This is a genomic window from Streptomyces sp. CB02366 (genome assembly GCF_001905905.1).
GTDB lineage: Bacteria > Actinomycetota > Actinomycetes > Streptomycetales > Streptomycetaceae > Streptomyces.
In genome coordinates this window covers 239081-255051 of sequence record NZ_LIVT01000002.1, presented here as the reverse complement: position 1 = coordinate 255051, position 15971 = coordinate 239081, and the positions used below count along the sequence as shown (strand labels likewise).

Sequence of the window (15971 nt, the reverse complement as noted above, 5' to 3'; positions counted from 1 at the left end):
CGGGGGAACATTTACGGCGGCCGACCCGTGCTGTGACCGGGAACACGCACGGCGGGGCGGGTGCTCGCGATGAGCGCCCGCCCCGCCGCCGTACAGCGGTGGTCCGTTACGGCGTGACCTTCTCGATCACGACGCTGCCGGTGCCCGCGGCGGTGCCGCGCGCGTTCACCAGCCGGACCTCACCGAAGAACTGACGGCCCTCGGGGGCCGCCCCGGCGACCACGACCTCGGCGCCGACCTGGGCGGACGCGCCGTTGGCCAGGTTCACCGCCTTGGAGGCGTCGACCTTGATCGTGCCGAGCGACGCCGCGTAGTACACGTCGCGGTAGTCGTACGTGGTCGACCCGGCCGGGACCGAGTAACCGTCGACGACGACGGTGTACGTGCCCGCGGCGGGCTTCACCAGGCTGACCGCCTCCTCGGAGCCGGCGGTGGTGGCGCTGCCGACCTGGGTGGCGCCCCGGAAGACGTACAGGTCGAGGTCGGCGTTGGCGTCCGACGTGCCGCCGATGGCGAAGTCGAGCTTCTCGACGCCCGCGCCGATGGTCACCGTGGTCTCTCGGGTCTGGCCCGTGGAGATCGACGGCTTGGCCACCTTGGCCGAGCCCAGCGAACCGCCCTGGAGCTTGCCCTGGAGGGCGGCGGCCTTGTTGGTGACCTTCCAGTCGACCGCGGCCGGCGCGCCGATCTTCGCCTCGGCGAGGGTGCGCACCGCCGGGTCGAACTCCACGCCGAGCAGCGAGACGTCCAGCTTGTACGGGTTGTCCAGCAGCGGCGACGTACGGCGCGACTCGACCTCGATCTCCCAGACGCCGGGCTGCGGGTCCTTGTAGGAGCGCGCGTCCGGACGGCAGGTGTTGGCCGGGTTCTCGTAGTTCGGGTAGCAGTTGACCGTGGAGGTCGGGTCGACCGGCGTCCCGTACGGGTGCAGGGCGACGAACCGGGTCTGGCTGCCCGAGCGCAGCGCGCTGAGGGCGACCTCCAGGGTCTTCGCGCCCTCCGGCACGTTGACGAAGTACGACGTGGTGCCGTTGCGCTGGACCGAGCCGGACGCCTTGTAGGCGTAACCGGGCGCCTGCAGCTCCTGGGCGACGACGACCGTGGTCATGATCTGGTGGTCGACGCCGGAGGTCTTCTTGTCGTCGACCTGGAGGATGGCGCTGTGCACCCCGGCGGTCTTCGCCTTGGCCCTGACCTTGAGCTTGACCGGCGTGTCGAGCGGCAGCGAGACGTACTGCGGGCTGCTCAGCTCGAAGGTTCCGTCGTTGTTCTTCCACGACAGCTTGTGCTGGACGTCGCGGTCCGGCCCCGTGGTGCGGGTGACGACGACGTCGTAGACCTTGCTCTGGCCGGCCTTCAGGCCGCCCTCGCGGTCGTAGAGGCCGGTGCCGAAGCCCGGGTCCTTGAGCGCGAAGTCGATCGCGGTGTCGACCGGGGCCTTCACCGAGAACTCGTGCGCGGGCTTGCCCTGCTTGGCGATCTGCTTCCACGCCTTGACGATGTCGATCAGACCGGAGCCCTGGACGTGCGCGGGCACGTCCTCGATGTGGCCGGCGGTGCTGGTCAGCGCCGTGCGCAGGTCGGCCGGGGGAAGCTCGATGCCCTTCTGCTTCGCCGCCGACAGCAGCAGCGCCGCGGCGCCCGCGGCCTGCGGGGAGGCCATCGAGGTGCCCTGGAGCATGGAGTAGCCGGCCGGCAGGTCGTAACCCGCCTCCTTGACCGGGCCGCCCGGAGCCCACGTCTGGGTGGTGTTGATGGCCGCACCCGGCGCCGAGAGGATCGGGGTGAAGCCGCCGTCCTCACGCGGACCGCGCGAGGAGAAGGGCAGCATGTCGTACTTCTTGGTGACGTTGGAGCCGTAGTTGGCCGCCCACGTCTCCTTGGAGATCGAGGCGCCGACCGAGATCACGTGGTCGGCGAGCGCCGGGTCGCCGATGGTGTTGAGCCCCGGCCCGCTGTTGCCGGCCGAGATGACCAGCTGCACGCCGTAGATGTCGACCAGGCGCTTGTACAGCTCGGCGCGGGCGTTGTTGCCGTCGTTCAGCGGCGGCAGGCCGCCGATCGACATGTTGACGATGTCGACGCCGCGGTTGACGACGAGGTCGATCATGCCCTCGGTCAGCGCGATGTTGGTGCAGCCGCCGGACCAGGTGCAGGCGCGCGAGGAGACGATCTTGGCGCCGGGGGCGGCGCCGTTCATCTCGCCGCCGAACAGCCCGTTGGCCGCGGTGATGCCCGCGACGTGCGTGCCGTGCGAGCCCTCGATGACGCCGATGTTGACGAAGTCGGCCTTCGCGCCGGCCGCGTTGTAGACCACGTTCTTACGGGTCTCGACGACGAACGGGATGCGCTCGACGACCGGCGTGCGCGGGTCGTCCTCGCCGAAGTAGGAGACCTGGAACTTGTCCTTGTACGGCTTGAGGACCGTGTCGTCGGAGAAGTCCGCGTTGCCGTTCAGGTCGACCCGCGTGGTGCCGGTGACCGGGTCGTACAGCACGCCCCAGGTGTCGGTGGTGTCACCGTCGCGGTTGAGGTCGCCCGCCATGTCGCCGCCGGTGGTGGCCGACTCGGCGAAGGTGGCGAACCGGTAGCCGCCCGCCGGGGCCGAGTAGGTCTTCCCGCCGGAGGTGAACGTCGGGCCGGTGACGGTGTCGGACATCCGCAGCCAGGTACCGTCGCCGTCGCTGACCGGGTCGGTGGCGGTCACCCAGTCGACGATCTTGCGCTCGCCGGTGGTGGTCTTCCTCAGGGCCGGGTGACCGAGGTCGACGCCGGAGTCCAGGATGCCGATGGTGATCCCGCGGCCGTCCGCCTCGGGGTGCTTCTCGACGAAGTCGACCGCGCCCGTCTCGAAGGAGGGGTTGTACGGGTTCTTCGCCGGGGTCTTCTTGCCCGGCGCCGGGTAACTGCCGGTGGCCTTCGGCTGCTTCGCCCCCGCCGCCCGGTCGCCCGCGGGCGTCGGGTCGTCCAGCTTGACCTCCTGCTTGAGGTCGATGCCGAGGACGGAGGAGAGCTTCGAAGCCGCCTTGATGGTGGCCTCGGCGCTCTTCGTCGGGACCGTCGCGCGCACGTAGCCGAGCTTGTCGTAGGTCTGGCCGAGCACGGACCCCTCGACGGCGTCCAGCTGCTTGCTGACCTGCTCGGTCGCCCCGGGGGCGGTGGCGACCATCATGGTGACGTTCTTCTCGCCCTTGGCCTCGGCCTTCGCCAGGACGTCGGCGTCGGCCTTGCCGAGCTTGTCGCCCCGGTCGCTCGTGGCGGCCGGTTTGACCGGGGCCGGAGCCGGGTCGTCGGCGGCGAAGACCGGTGCGGCGCCGGAGGCGGCCAGCGCGGCGGCCAGGCCGGCCGCGGCCGCGATACGAGCTGCTCGTCTCGCCCCGGGTATGGAGCTGGGGGATTCCTTGGTCATCAGCATCCCTGTACTTGAAAGAGAGAGTCCGGAATTCGGTACCGGATGACCGCTCAGCCTGTCGTAAATGACAGGGGTTTGTGGAGAGTTGACGGAGACGAGTCAGGGACATGGCAGAGATCCGCCAGAGTGCGTGATGCGCCACGAGGGAGGAACGAGGTCAAACGGTACGCGGGTGGCCCCCGGGGCGGGCGTTGCTCCCTATCTTTTCGGTCCGGACCTGCCGGCTCCCGGTCGGGACCCGCGCGCGGCGCCGGCACCGGGGGCCGCGCGCCGCCCGGCCCCCTCCGCGCCCCGCCTCCCGGACCGGTCGCCGGACCCGCCCTCCCGGTCCGCCGCCCTGCTCAGCGCGGCAGTGCCATCACGTACGCGGCCGGCTCCCGGTCCGCCGCCGCCATCAGCGCCGTCCGCACCACCGTCGCCTGCTGGTCCGCCGCCTCGCGCAGCTTCCTCGGTGTGAGGTGGACGACCGTGACCCCGAGCCGTTCCAGTTGCTCCCGCTTCGCGGCATACGCGGCCCACTGCGGGTCGTCCTCCGCCCGGCCCCTCCGCTCCGGCACGCCGTAGCGGGGCGCCCGCGCGTCCAGCTCCACCGCGACGGCGTGATCCGGCCAGTAGGCGTCGACCGCGCCGAGCCGGGGCCCGCCCGGCAGGCGCAACTCCACGTTCCACACCGGATCCGGCAGCCCGTGCTCCCGCACCATCGCGTAAAGCCGGGCCTCCGCCGCCGCACGCCCCTCGGCCAGCAGCGCGTCCACCGCGCCCACCACGGCGGGCCGCCCCAGCAGCTTCGCCTCGCTCAGCTCCCGTACCACGGCCCCCGGCTCGCAGTGCCCCTCGCGCACCGCCCCGACCAGCAGCCGCCGGACGTCGGCCGCCTCCGCCGTGGCCGCCACCGCGTCCGCCAGGGCCCGCTCCACCGGTGCGACGGGCACCTCGCCCACCCGCACCGCGCGCGGCATCACGGCGGTGCGCAGCACCTCCACGAACCGGGTGGACCGCAGCCGCCGGGTGCGCGGGACCAGCACGTCGATCCGGTGCAGCGCCCCGAGGGGCCCCGCCCCGGCGAAGCCGTGCAGCGCCAGGGCGGCGACTCCGGTGACCATCGCCTCGCCGTACCCGCACCCCGTCTCCGACGGGCCGGCGGGCGCGCGCCGCGCGGAGGCCGGCGGGCGTCCCGCGTACAGCAGCGCCCCGTGCAGCCGCTCCCGGCCGGTGGGCGGCCCCGGGTGCAGCAGGTAGACCCCCGGCAGGATCTGCTGCCAGGGACCGCCGGGCAGGCACTGGGCGGACGTCTGTGCGGCGGACACCCCGCGCGCCCGCAGCTGGGCGGCGGACAGGACACGGAGCGTGACGTCCTCGGGGTGGAGGGGGAGGCGGGAGGAGAGCGGGGTGTTCTGGGTCATGCCCCCTGATTTCCCGCCCCCGGAGGGGGTCCTAACCCCTGTTACACGCCCGTCGACAATCCCGGACAACACCGTCCTCATGCACGGACGTTCGGCAATCGAAATGCGCCGTCGCGCCGGGAATCGGGGGTGGGGCGCTACGGACGGATGTGCGAGCGCTGCTTTCGCGCCGCGCGTACGCCCTGCCCGAGCGCTCCTCCTGCACGCTGTTCACGCCCCCGTACGGTGATGCCGCTCGGCGGCCCCGCGCGGTGACGCCGCGTGGTGACGCGGGCCCCGGCCCGCGCGGTGACGTCCTCGGCGACGCCCCGCGCAGGCCCCCCGCCCGCTCACGCCGTGCGGTCGCACTCCTGGCCGCGCAGCGCCCGCGCGAGGTCGTCACGGGCCTCCAGCACCAGCCGCCGCAGCGCCGGGGCCGCCTCCGCGTGCTCCTCCAGCCAGGCGTCGGTCGCCGCGAGCGTTCCGGGACCGTCCTGGAGCCCGGGGAACAGCCCCCTCACCACGTGCATGCCGATCTGGATGGACCGCTCCGCCCAGATCCGCTCGATCACCTCGAAGTAGCGCGGCGCGTACGGGGCGAGAAGCTCCCGCTGCGAAGGCTGCTCGAAGCCGTTGATCGTCGCCTCGACCAGCGCGTTGGACAGCTTGTCCGACTCCACCACGGCCGCCCACGCCTGCGCCTTGACCGCCTCCGAGGGACGCGAGGCCAGGCACCGTACGTGGTGGCGCTTGCCGGACGCCGTGTCGTCGCGGGCCAGTTCGGCGTCGATCGCCGCCTCGTCCGCCACCCCGTGCGAGGCGAGCGGCGAGAGGAAGGCCCAGCGCAGCTCCTGGTCGACGTCGAGACCGCCGATCTTCGCCGTGCCCTCCAGCAGCCCGCCCAGCAGCCGGAAGTCCTCCTCGGACGAGGCGACCGCCGCGAAGAAGCGGGCCCAGGTCAGCTGGTGCTGGCTGCCCGGCTCGGCACCCCGCAGCTCGCGCAGCGCACCCTCGGCAGCGGCCCGGCCGCCCTCCTCGCGCCACTCCGGCGCCGCGTAGTGGACCAGCGCGGACTGCGTCCAGGCGTGCAGCATCTGCAGGACGCCGATGTCGCTCTCCCGCCCGGCGAACGCCAGCACCAGCGCGACGAAGTCGCGGGCCGGCAGAACCGCGTCCCGGGTCAGGTTCCACAGGGCCGACCAGCACAGGGCGCGGGCCAGCGGGTCGGTGATGTCACCCAGGTGGTCCCGGAGCGTGGCCAGCGACCCCTCGTCGAAGCGGACCTTGCAGTACGTCAGGTCGTCGTCGTTGACCAGGATCAGGTCGGGCCGCTCGGAACCGGCCAGCTCCTCCACCACGGTCCGCTCGCCGGCCACGTCCACCTCGGCGCGCGCGTACCGCGTCAGCTCGCCCTCCGGCGTACGCCGGTACAGGCCGACCGCGACCCGGTGCGGGCGCAGCTCCGGGTGGGAGGGGGCGGCCTCCTGGACGACGGCCAGCTCGGTGAGCACGCCGTCCGCGTCGTACGCCGGCACGGGGGTGAGCACGTTGACGCCCGCCGTCTGGAGCCAGGAGCGCGACCAGGCGGTCATGTCCCGGCCCGACGTCTCGGCGAGCACCGACAGCAGATCGCCCAGGCGCGTGTTGCCGTACGCGTGCTGCTTGAAGTAGCGCCGGGCGCCCTCCAGGAACGCGTCGCGCCCCACGTACGCCACCAGCTGCTTCAGCACCGAGGCGCCCTTGGCGTACGTGATCCCGTCGAAGTTCAGCTTGGCGTCCTCCAGGTCACGGATGTCGGCCGTGATCGGGTGCGTGGAGGGCAGCTGGTCGGCGCGGTAGGCCCACGCCTTGCGGTTGTTGGCGAAGGTGATCCACCCGTTGGTGAAGCGGGTCGCCTCGACCATCGAGAAGGAGCCCATGAAGTCCGCGAAGGACTCCTTCAGCCACAGGTCGTCCCACCACTCCATGGTGACCAGGTCGCCGAACCACATGTGCGCCATCTCGTGCAGGATGACGTTGGCCCGCCGCTCGTAGGCCGCCGAGGTGACCTTGCCGCGGTAGATGTACTCCTCGCGGAAGGTGACCATGCCCGGGTTCTCCATGGCGCCGAGGTTGTACTCGGGCACGAACGCCTGGTCGTACTTGCCGAAGGGGTACGGGTAGTCGAAGTGGTCGTGGAAGAAGTCCAGGCCCTGCTTGGTGACCAGGAAGACGTCGTCCGCGTCGAAGTACTTGGCGAGCCCCTTGCGGCACATCGCGCCGAGCGGGATCTCCAGCGTGGTGCCGTCGTCGAACGTACGGCTGTAGTAGTCCCGCACGTAGTGGTACGGGCCGGCGACGACGGCCGTGATGTACGTGGAGATCGGTTTCGTCTCGGCGAACCGCCAGACCTCGCCCTCGCGCGACTCCTCGGCCCCGTTGGACCACACGTGCCAGCCCTCGGGAGCGGTGACCTGGAACCGGAAGGGCGCCTTGAGGTCGGGCTGTTCGAAATTGGCGAAGACGCGGCGGGCGTCGGCCGGCTCGTACTGCGTGTAGAGGTAGACCTCGCCGTCCTCCGGGTCGACGAAGCGGTGCATGCCCTCGCCGGTCCGGCTGTACGCGCAGCGGGCGTCGACCACGAGCACGTTCTCGCCCTCGACGAGCCCGTCCAGCGCCACCCGCGTCCCGTCGAACACGACGGCCGGGTCGAGGGCCGTCCCGTTCAGGGTCACCGCGTCCACGGCCGGGGCCACCAGGTCGGCGAAGGTGGAGGCGCCCGCGCGGGCCGAGCGGAACCGGATCGTGGTCAGCGAGCGGAAGGTCCGCGGACCGGCCTCCTCCTCGCCCCCGTCGGTCCCCCCGGGCTCGCCGACGGCGGACCGCAGGTCGAGCTCGACCTCGTATCCGTCGACGGTGAGCAGTTCGGCTCTCTTCCGGGCCTCGTCGCGGGACAGGTTTTCACCGGGCACGGGCACTCCTTCGTGACGCGCGTCATGTGTCGTGTTCGAACCCATTGATCCTTGCATGCGTCCCCGAGCGGCGGCATGCGGGGAATGGCCCGCCCCCCGGAGGCGTTCTCGCCCGCAGGTGTACCGCGTTCTTCTGAGGAGAGACATGCCCGAGAACACTCCGGCGAACGGCACGACCCCGGTCGACTTCTGGTTCGACCCCCTCTGCCCCTGGGCGTGGATGACCTCGCGCTGGATGCTGGAGGTGGAGAAGGTCCGCGACGTCGAGGTCCGCTGGCACGTGATGAGCCTGGCCGTCCTGAACGAGGACAGGCTGGACGAGCTGCCGGAGGAGTACCGCGACATGCTGGAGAACCAGGCGTGGGGCCCGGTCCGGGTCGTCATCGCCGCCCAGCAGCTCCACGGGGACGCCGTCGTCGGCCCCCTCTACACCGCGCTCGGCACCCGCTTCCACAACAACGGCGAGGGCCCCACCCCGGAGGCCGTGGCCGCCGCGCTGAAGGACGTCGGCCTGCCCGCCGAGCTCGCGGAGTACGCCGACTCCGACCGGTACGACACCGAACTGCGCGCCTCCCACCGGGAGGGCATCGAGAAGGTGGGCCAGGACGTCGGCACCCCGGTCATCGCCGTTCCCGGCCCGGACGGGGAGCAGATCGCCTTCTTCGGCCCGGTCGTCACCCCCGCGCCCAAGGGCGAGGAGGCCGCGAAGCTCTGGGACGGCACGCTGCTCGTCGCCTCCGTCCCGGGCTTCTACGAGATCAAGCGGACCCGGACGCAGGGCCCGGTCTTCGACTGACGCCGGCGGGTGACCGCGTACGCGTCACCGCCCCGCGAGCCGCCCCCGGCCCCCGGACGCCGTCCGGGGGCCGTTGTCAGTGGCGGATCGTACGGTGAGGAGCATGCGAATCTCACCGGAGATGATCACGATCGACTGCGCCGACCCCCAGACCCTGGCCGCCTGGTGGGCGGAGGCGCTGGGAGTCGACGACGTCCAGGACTACGGGGCCTTCGTCGTCCTCGCGGCCACCCCGCTGGTCCTCGGCTTCCAGCGGGTGCCCGAGCCCAGGCCCGGCAAGAACCGGGTGCACATCGACTTCTCCTCGCCGGACCGCCCGGCCGACGTGGAGCGCCTGGCGAAGCTGGGGGCGGCCGTCGTCGGCGAGCAGTCGATGCAGGGGATGTCCTGGACCGTCCTCAAGGACCCGGAGGGCAACGAGTTCTGCCTCGCCGACGCGGGCGCCCACTGACGAGGGCGGCCGTGGGCCCCGGGGCGGTCGCCCCGGGGCCCACCCGCACCGGGAACGGCCTACTTGAGGCCGAGGACCTGCTCCAGCGGGTCGATGAGGAAGTACACGAGGAAGAGCGCCGCGGTGCCCCACAGCAGCCAGTGGACCTCGCGCGCCTTGCCGAGGCACGCCTTGATGACCACGTAGGCGACGAAGCCGGCGCCGATGCCGTTGGTGATGGAGTAGGTGAACGGCATGACGACGATGGTGAGGAAGGCCGGGACGGCGACCTCGTAGCGGTCCCAGTCGATGTGCTTGACCTGGGTCATCATCAGGAACCCGACCGCGACGAGGGCCGGGGCCGCCGCCTGCATCGGCACGATCGTCAGGACGGGCGTGAGGAAGAGCGCGAGCGCGAACAGGCCGCCGGTGACCATGTTGGCGAAGCCGGTACGGGCGCCCTCGCCGACACCGGCGGCGGACTCGATGTAGGTGGTGGCCGACGACGCGGACGTGGCGCCACCGGCGACGGCCGCCGCGCCGTCGATGAGCAGGACGCGGCCGAGACCGGGCACCTGGCCCCGCTCGTCGAGGAGGCCGGCCTCCGCCGTGACGCCCACGACGGTGCCCATCGTGTCGAAGAAGTCGGAGAGGATGAGGGTGAAGATGAGCAGCACGACCGTCAGCACGCTGACCTGACCGAACGAACCGAACAGGTCGAACCGGCCCAGCAGCCCGAAGTCGGGCGCGGCGACGGGGTTGCCGGGGATCGAGGGCGAGGTCAGGCCCCAGGTCTTGATGTCGGCGAGCTCGTTGACGACGATCGCGACGACGGTCATCAGGACGATGCTGATGAGGATCGCGCCCTTCGCCTTCCGGGCGAGCAGGACGATCGTCAGGAGCACGCCGAGGCAGAAGACGAGCATCGGCCAGCCCGTGAGGGTGCCGGTGCCGAGCTGGACGGGCACGGTGGAGTTCGCGGCATCGGGGATACGGGTGACGAACCCGGCGTCCACGAAGCCGATGAAGGCGATGAACAGGCCGATGCCCACGCTGATGGCCTGCTTGAGGGGCTGAGGGATGGCGTGCATGATCGCCTCGCGCAGCCCCGTCACCACCAGGACGCAGATCAGCAGGCCCTCCAGCACGATGAGGCCCATCGCGTCTTCCCAGCTCATCAGCGGAGCGATCTGGAAGGCGACGACGGCGTTGATCCCCAGACCCGCCGCCAGGGCCAGCGGCAGATTGCCGCCCACCCCCATGATCAGCGTCATCACCGCGGCGACCAGGGCGGTGGCGGTGACCAACTGCACGCTGTCCAGCTGCTCCCCGAACTTGTCCTCGGCCCCGCCGAGGATGATCGGGTTGAGCACGAGGATGTATGCCATCGTGAAGAACGTGGCGAATCCGCCGCGTATCTCCCGTATGTAGGTCGAACCGCGTTCGCTGATGCGGAAGAACCGGTCGACGGCGCCCCCTGACCCGGCGGCGGCGCCCCCTGATCCGGTGGGCTTGACGTCGGGCGGCGGACCGGTCGTGCTGGAGTGCATGGCTGATCTCCTGGACCTGCGGACGAGGAAGGGAAAGGAGGGCGCCGGTGCTGCCCGATGTGCGTGGCAGGCCCCTGTGCGAACGCACATGCGGCACCTTGCGAGCGGATCATACGCGGCACCGGCAGGAGTGCAACTACCCGCGTAGAGCGCGTAGTTGATGCCTTTTCGGCCCTGTGGCTTCCTACGGAATCGACGGCGACCTTTGCCGCCAAACCGGCAGGCAGCCGACAAGGGGCATGGAAGTTTCGGTGACAACGCTCCTACGCTCCGTATGTGCACCCACCACTCCCCTTCAACGCGCGGGCGGCGCGTGCCTTGCGCGAGAAGCTCGGGATGGAACCCGGGCATGTGGCGTACGGCATGCGCGCGTCCTTCGGTACGACCCACGTCAGCCCCGAGCACGTGATCGCGTGGGAGCGCGGAACCCATGTGCCGGACCCGACCGAACTCACCGCCCTGGCGGCGGCGTTGTGGTGCCGGCCCAGTGAACTCATGGGGCGTCCCCGTACCTTGCTCGAACACCGCATCGCGCGCGGCGTCCCGGCCGAGGAGGTCGCGCGCGCCACCGGCCTCCCCTTCGAGGCGTACCTGGTCATGGAGGAGGCCGGGCGGTGGACCGGCGACAAAGGGCAGTCGGTCAGGCTCGGCGAGGTCCTCGCCCTGCCCGCACGCGACTTCATCGCCATCACCGGCCTGGAGGAGGAACTGTCCGGCCTCCTCGCCGAGGCCGTCACCACCCGCTGGCAGGCCCACGTGCGCGCCATCGCCAAGCTCGTCTCGATGGACCGCCGGGACCTGAAGGCCCCGTTGTCCGCCATGCAGCAGGAGTACCAGGCCCTCATGGCGGCCACCCTGAGCCGGGCGGGCGGCACCACGGCGTCGGGCGAGGACGGCCGCCGCTACATCGAGCACATCGTGGACCACTTCTGGTCCCGGCTGCCGGGCGGTTCGTGAGAGGACCGGGCGGGACGTGGCCTTCCCGTATGGCGTCGTGTGTGTGGGGCCGGGCCGTGCCGTGCCGTGCCGTGCGCGACGGTGAAGTTTCTTCGACTCCGGCGCCCGGCAGGGTCCAGGAGGGAGGGAGGAAGTGAGCTTTTCCCAGGAGAAATGACTCAATGTGACCACGTTCTGGCTCCATTGCTCCTGTGAATCCCCGTCGAGGATCTGCCAGGATCGCCCTTTGAGCTTTTGCTGTACGGGGGAGGGCGCTGTGGCGCAGGGGGAAGACGGGGCTGTTCCGGACACGGGGAAGTCGTTCGACAGCCTGTACGCGGTGAATCCGCAGCAGGCTCTGGCGATCGAGGCCCAGAAGATGAAGGCCTTCAAGAAGAGGGTCGACGATCTGCTCACCGCCCTGGGCGGTTCCGAGGCGTCCCCGGACCGCATGGGCGACGGCCGGGTGACCCGCGCGCAGTTGGGCGCTGCGGAGTTCGGTGAGGCGCAGTACCTGTACGAGTCGTACACGGTCGTCCACGACGAGCTGGAGAAGCTGTCGAAGGTGCTGGGGGCGCAGATCGAGGGCATGGGGCTGGCGGTCCACTCCTCCCGCGTGGGATACGCCAACATCGACCAGGACATCCGGGAGCGGATGAGGGCGATCAACGCGGAAGTCACATCGCACTACCACCGGGAACGCGACCCGTTCGTCGAGGACGCGTCGAAGGAGAAGAAGGCGGAGAAGGAGGCGGGCTTCTGATGGCGGAGGGAGCAAGCGGCGGGAAGCCGCAGCCGCGACGCACCGACTTCGAGTCGATGACGCACCAACAGCTGGCCGCCCTGATCGCCTCGGCGAACCCGGCCGGTGCGTCGAACCTGGCGTCGAGGCTGTCCCAGGCGTCCTCCACGATCACGAAGATCGGTGAGGACCTGAAGGCGTATGTGGCGGCTCTGCCGTGGCACGGAGAGGGCGGGGACGCGTTCCGCGCCTGGGGCGGGCAGACGGCGAGCGCGACGCTCCGCCTGGGGGAGTACAGCAAAGGCGCGTCGCGGTGGATGGAAGAGGTGGCCCTGGCGATCGGTGAGGCGAAGGCCGCGATGCCGCCGGTTTCCGAGACCACACAGGCGCGGAACGCGCTGACGAAGGCCGACGGGGCGTACGACACCGCGACCGACCCGGCCAACCGCAACGACCCGGACGCGCGAGGCCTGGCCCGCACCGCTCAATCGGACGCCGCCGCGGCGGAGGCCCGGATCGACGCGCTGCGGGGCGAGGCGGCGCTGCGGTTGCGGAAGTTGGCGCAGACGTATGAGTTCACCGCCCATCAGGTGAACGCGGAGACGCCGCCGACGTTTCCGCCGCCGGCGGCGTTCGGGCCGGGGTGGAATGACAACGAGGCGTACCGGCGGCCCCCGGGCGGGAGCAGAGCGGCGGACGGAAGTTCGGCGATCGGCGAAGGCCCGGCTGCATCCGCGAGGCCGATGACCGGTGAGGAATCCGTGACCGGCGCGACCCGTCCCGTGCGTTCTGGCTCGGTGGCGGACCTGCCGCGATCCGAGATCGGCGGCCCGTCGGAGCAGCCCTCGCCCGTGGAGCCTCTGACGCGGATGGAGATCGACGGTCTCGCCGCGCTGCCGACTGCCACACCGCCGTCTTCGGGTCCGTCCCCGGCGAGCCCGCCCCCTGTCGGTGCCACTGCTCCATTGGACATGCAGCCCACACCGACGCTTCCCGTGGCGGGTTCGGGCGGTGCGAAGGCGTCCTGGCAGTCTGCGCCGCCCGTCACGGGGCGACCCGGCCAGATCGGTGGACGGCCACCGGCCCTGCCGGTCCAAGGGCCGGTGGGGCCGGGGGCCGCCGGACGCCTGCCGCACGACAGCGGAATCGTCGGCGGTCGTCCGATGCCCCCGAACGCGACGGGGGCGGGGAAAGGGATGCCGCGTGGTCTGGTCGTCGGCGGTGAGGGAACCGCAGGGGGCCGGGGCCCGATCGGGCATACCCCCGCGATGGGGCCAGGAAACGGGGGAGCGCGACCGGGAGCGTCTGGCGGGGGTCGCCGCTACGCCTACGAGACCGGAGGAATCGGCGCAGGTAATCCACGGCAGACAAGCCGCCCAGGAGTCCCCCCGGTTGTGGGAGGCGGAGCGATGGCGAGGCCGGTCTCGACCACGCCCCCCGGTCGCGGTGAAAAACGAGGCTCCGACCGCCCCGACTACCTCATTGAGGACGAGGAAAACTGGAAGAACGGACGCCGTATCGTCCCCCCGGTCGTCGAGTGACGTCCGCCCCCGAATCCGTAAGAGGTAGAAACGAGATGCGTATCAGCAGGCTGTACGCCGGGCAGCGATTTGCCCTGACAACCGTCATGGGGCTGGTGCTGACGGGTGTTGCGACGGCCCCTGCGCACGCCGAAACCGCTCGGGAGCAGCAGTGGCATCTCGATGCGATGCATGCCGAGAAGATGTGGAGGACGAGCACCGGAGAGGGCATCACGGTTGCCGTGCTCGACTCCGGAGTCGACAAGAACGCGGTAGATCTGCGTGGTCAGGTCCTTGACGGAATCGACTACTCCGAGCAGAAAGGTGACGAACACACCGATCTGGTGGAACATGGCACTCAGATGGCCGCTTTGATCGCTGCAACGGGAGCGAGCGGCAAGGACTCCGGAACTTACGGCCTGGCGCCAGATGCCAAGATCCTTCCCATCAGATTGCCGTATGAATGGGAAAGGGGTGCGGGGAAGGAGGGGGGGTTCACTGAAAAAATGGCTCTGGCCATTCGTTTCGCTGCCGACTCTGACGCGAAGATCATCAATATTTCCATGAGCGGGCCCATGAGTAACCCAAAGCTGACCGCTGCTGTGAATTATGCTTTGGGCAAGGGGAAGTTGATTTTCGCGGCAGTCGGAAACAGCGGCGACCTCAGGAACGAAACACGGTATCCGGCAGCAACCCCAGGTGTCGTTGGTGTGGCCGGAGTGGACCGGCACGCCAAGCCGTACAAGGACTCTCAATGGGGCCCCCAGGTCGACTTGGCAGCCCCCGCCGTGGATGTGGTCAGCGCCTGCCCGAACAGCAGCCAGATCTGCGGGGGAGACGGTACGAGTATGGCCACCGCCCTAGCCTCCGCCTCTGCCGCGCTCCTCTGGTCGCAGCACCCCGACTGGACCAACTACCAGGTGCTCCGGGTTCTGCTCCAGACGGCCAGTGGCAACGACAAGGGGCTGAGCCGCGACGACGTCATCGGCTACGGCGTCGTCCGCCCCCGGATCGCGCTCACGGAACCGGGTGATCCGGGCCCGGCCGACGAGTACCCGCTGCCCGACCTGGCCGCGAAGGCCCCCGCGCCCTCGTCTTCGCAGCCCTCGAAGGCTGCGAAGGACTCTGCCGAGCCGGCCGCCGGTCCGGCCGCGTCCGGCGACGACGACGGCGACACGGCCACCGTGGGAATCGCCATCGGGGCCGGCGCCGCCGTCCTGCTCGGTGCGGGCGTCGCGGTGTGGGCGGTCCGCAGGCGTCGCAGCCGGACGCCCTGAGAGCGCCCCGGGGCCGGGAGGGCCCGGAGCGGTCGCAGGAGGAGCGGTGGGCTCAGGCCGGTCGCTCCGCCTCCGCCCCCGGCGCCGCCGCCTCCAGCTCCGCCACCGTGCCCGACATGACCGTACGGATATGGCGCGTCAGGTGCTCGGCCGGCCAGTCCCACCAGGCCACCGCCAGCAGACGGGCGACCTCCGGCTCCTCGTACCGGGTGCGGATCAGGCGGGCCGGGTTGCCGCCGACGATGCCGTAGTCCGGGACGTCCGAGACCACCACGGACTGGGAGCTGATGATCGCGCCGTGCCCGATGCGGACCCCTGGCATGATCACCGCCTCGTACCCGATCCAGACGTCGTTGCCGATCACGGTGTCGCCCCGGTTCGGGAGGCCCGTCAACAGGTCGAAGTGGTCGGCCCAGGAACCGCCGAGGGTCGGGAAGGGGAACGTGGACGGCCCGTCCATCCGGTGGTTGGCGCCGTTCATGATGAACCGCACCCCCGTGCCGAGCGCGCAGAACTTGCCGATGACCAGGCGTTCCGGGCCGTAGTGGTAGAGCACGTTGCGGGTCTCGAACTCCGTGGCGTGCTCGGGGTCGTCGTAGTACGAGTAGTCCCCCACCTCCACCAGCTCCGAGGTGACCAGGGGCTTCAGCTGCACCACGCGCGGCTGGCCGGGCATCGGGTGCAGGACGGTGGGGTCCGCAGGGGCGGGAGCGGAGGGAGAAGTCATGGCAGCACTTCCGGAGCGGGGGCAGGGGGCGTGGGGTGGCCATCGTGACAGCCGGGGGCGGTGGGGCGCGGATATTTTCGGCTCCGCCGGGGTACGCCGAGGCGGCGGTGGCGCCGGACGGGATCGAAGCAGGCGACGGGAGCCGGGTGCCGCGCCCCGCCGACCTCTGTGACCTGGCCGACCCGTCCGCCCCCCACCCGCAACGGTCGTCACGTCCCGCCCGCTCCTCCACCCGCGACGATCGTCAC

At 70.9% G+C, this 15971-nt stretch carries 11 protein-coding genes; 6 read left to right on the top strand and 5 right to left on the bottom strand.

Features of this window, described 5'->3' with window-relative positions; genetic code table 11:
• Nucleotides 1–106: 106 nt before the first annotated feature.
• From AMK24_RS06810 to pepN, 3 genes are all read right to left on the bottom strand, one after another.
• Complete coding sequence (locus AMK24_RS06810) at nucleotides 107–3415, bottom strand: S8 family serine peptidase (protein WP_199876382.1); 3309 nt, start codon at nucleotides 3413–3415, stop codon at nucleotides 107–109.
• Nucleotides 3416–3753: 338 nt separating this feature from the next.
• Nucleotides 3754–4815: a hypothetical protein gene (locus AMK24_RS06805; RefSeq protein ID WP_073766087.1), complete on the bottom strand. Its 1062-nt coding sequence runs from the start codon at nucleotides 4813–4815 to the stop codon at nucleotides 3754–3756.
• Between the two features lie 329 nt (nucleotides 4816–5144).
• Complete coding sequence (gene pepN, locus AMK24_RS06800) at nucleotides 5145–7745, bottom strand: aminopeptidase N (protein WP_073766086.1); 2601 nt, start codon at nucleotides 7743–7745, stop codon at nucleotides 5145–5147.
• A 145-nt stretch (nucleotides 7746–7890) separates the two neighbouring features.
• Here pepN and AMK24_RS06795 point away from each other — a divergent pair, with 145 nt between their 5' ends.
• Nucleotides 7891–8541: a mycothiol-dependent nitroreductase Rv2466c family protein gene (locus AMK24_RS06795; protein WP_073766084.1), complete on the top strand. Its 651-nt coding sequence runs from the start codon at nucleotides 7891–7893 to the stop codon at nucleotides 8539–8541.
• A 103-nt stretch (nucleotides 8542–8644) separates the two neighbouring features.
• Entirely contained in the window at nucleotides 8645–8992 is a 348-nt protein-coding gene (locus AMK24_RS06790) for a VOC family protein (RefSeq protein ID WP_073766082.1), read from the top strand.
• Between the two features lie 59 nt (nucleotides 8993–9051).
• Here AMK24_RS06790 and AMK24_RS06785 read toward each other — a convergent pair whose 3' ends face one another.
• Nucleotides 9052–10521: an NCS2 family permease gene (locus AMK24_RS06785; protein WP_073766080.1), complete on the bottom strand. Its 1470-nt coding sequence runs from the start codon at nucleotides 10519–10521 to the stop codon at nucleotides 9052–9054.
• A gap of 336 nt (nucleotides 10522–10857) precedes the next feature.
• On the opposite strand from AMK24_RS06785, the gene AMK24_RS06780 reads away from it, so the two are divergent.
• The 4 genes from AMK24_RS06780 (at nucleotide 10858) to mycP (ending at nucleotide 14996) form a co-directional block, all read left to right on the top strand.
• Complete coding sequence (locus AMK24_RS06780; protein ID WP_079190445.1) at nucleotides 10858–11478, top strand: transcriptional regulator; 621 nt, start codon at nucleotides 10858–10860, stop codon at nucleotides 11476–11478.
• Between the two features lie 256 nt (nucleotides 11479–11734).
• Nucleotides 11735–12220, top strand: a complete 486-nt coding sequence (locus AMK24_RS06775; protein ID WP_073766076.1) for a hypothetical protein — start codon at nucleotides 11735–11737, stop codon at nucleotides 12218–12220.
• Complete coding sequence (locus tag AMK24_RS06770; protein WP_073766074.1) at nucleotides 12220–13740, top strand: hypothetical protein; 1521 nt, start codon at nucleotides 12220–12222, stop codon at nucleotides 13738–13740. Before AMK24_RS06775 ends, AMK24_RS06770 begins: the two co-directional genes overlap by 1 nt.
• Nucleotides 13741–13775: 35 nt before the next feature.
• Nucleotides 13776–14996 carry a type VII secretion-associated serine protease mycosin gene (mycP, locus tag AMK24_RS06765; protein WP_073766072.1) on the top strand — a complete coding sequence of 407 codons (1221 nt, stop codon included), beginning with the start codon at nucleotides 13776–13778 and terminating at the stop codon, nucleotides 14994–14996.
• 52 nt (nucleotides 14997–15048) lie between these two features.
• On the opposite strand, the gene AMK24_RS06760 is transcribed toward mycP, so the two are convergent.
• Nucleotides 15049–15723, bottom strand: coding sequence for a CatB-related O-acetyltransferase (locus tag AMK24_RS06760; protein WP_073766070.1), 675 nt, complete (start codon nucleotides 15721–15723; stop codon nucleotides 15049–15051).
• Nucleotides 15724–15971: the final 248 nt, after the last annotated feature.

Coding starts and splice junctions, on each gene's coding strand:
- AMK24_RS06810 (WP_199876382.1), bottom strand. CDS start 3,415: ATGCTGATGACCAAGGAATCCCCCAGCTCCATACCCGGGGCGAGACGA.
- AMK24_RS06805 (WP_073766087.1), bottom strand. CDS start 4,815: ATGACCCAGAACACCCCGCTCTCCTCCCGCCTCCCCCTCCACCCCGAG.
- AMK24_RS06795 (WP_073766084.1), top strand. CDS start 7,891: ATGCCCGAGAACACTCCGGCGAACGGCACGACCCCGGTCGACTTCTGG.
- AMK24_RS06790 (WP_073766082.1), top strand. CDS start 8,645: ATGCGAATCTCACCGGAGATGATCACGATCGACTGCGCCGACCCCCAG.
- AMK24_RS06785 (WP_073766080.1), bottom strand. CDS start 10,521: ATGCACTCCAGCACGACCGGTCCGCCGCCCGACGTCAAGCCCACCGGA.
- AMK24_RS06780 (WP_079190445.1), top strand. CDS start 10,858: ATGGAACCCGGGCATGTGGCGTACGGCATGCGCGCGTCCTTCGGTACG.
- AMK24_RS06770 (WP_073766074.1), top strand. CDS start 12,220: ATGGCGGAGGGAGCAAGCGGCGGGAAGCCGCAGCCGCGACGCACCGAC.
- mycP (WP_073766072.1), top strand. CDS start 13,776: ATGCGTATCAGCAGGCTGTACGCCGGGCAGCGATTTGCCCTGACAACC.
- AMK24_RS06760 (WP_073766070.1), bottom strand. CDS start 15,723: ATGACTTCTCCCTCCGCTCCCGCCCCTGCGGACCCCACCGTCCTGCAC.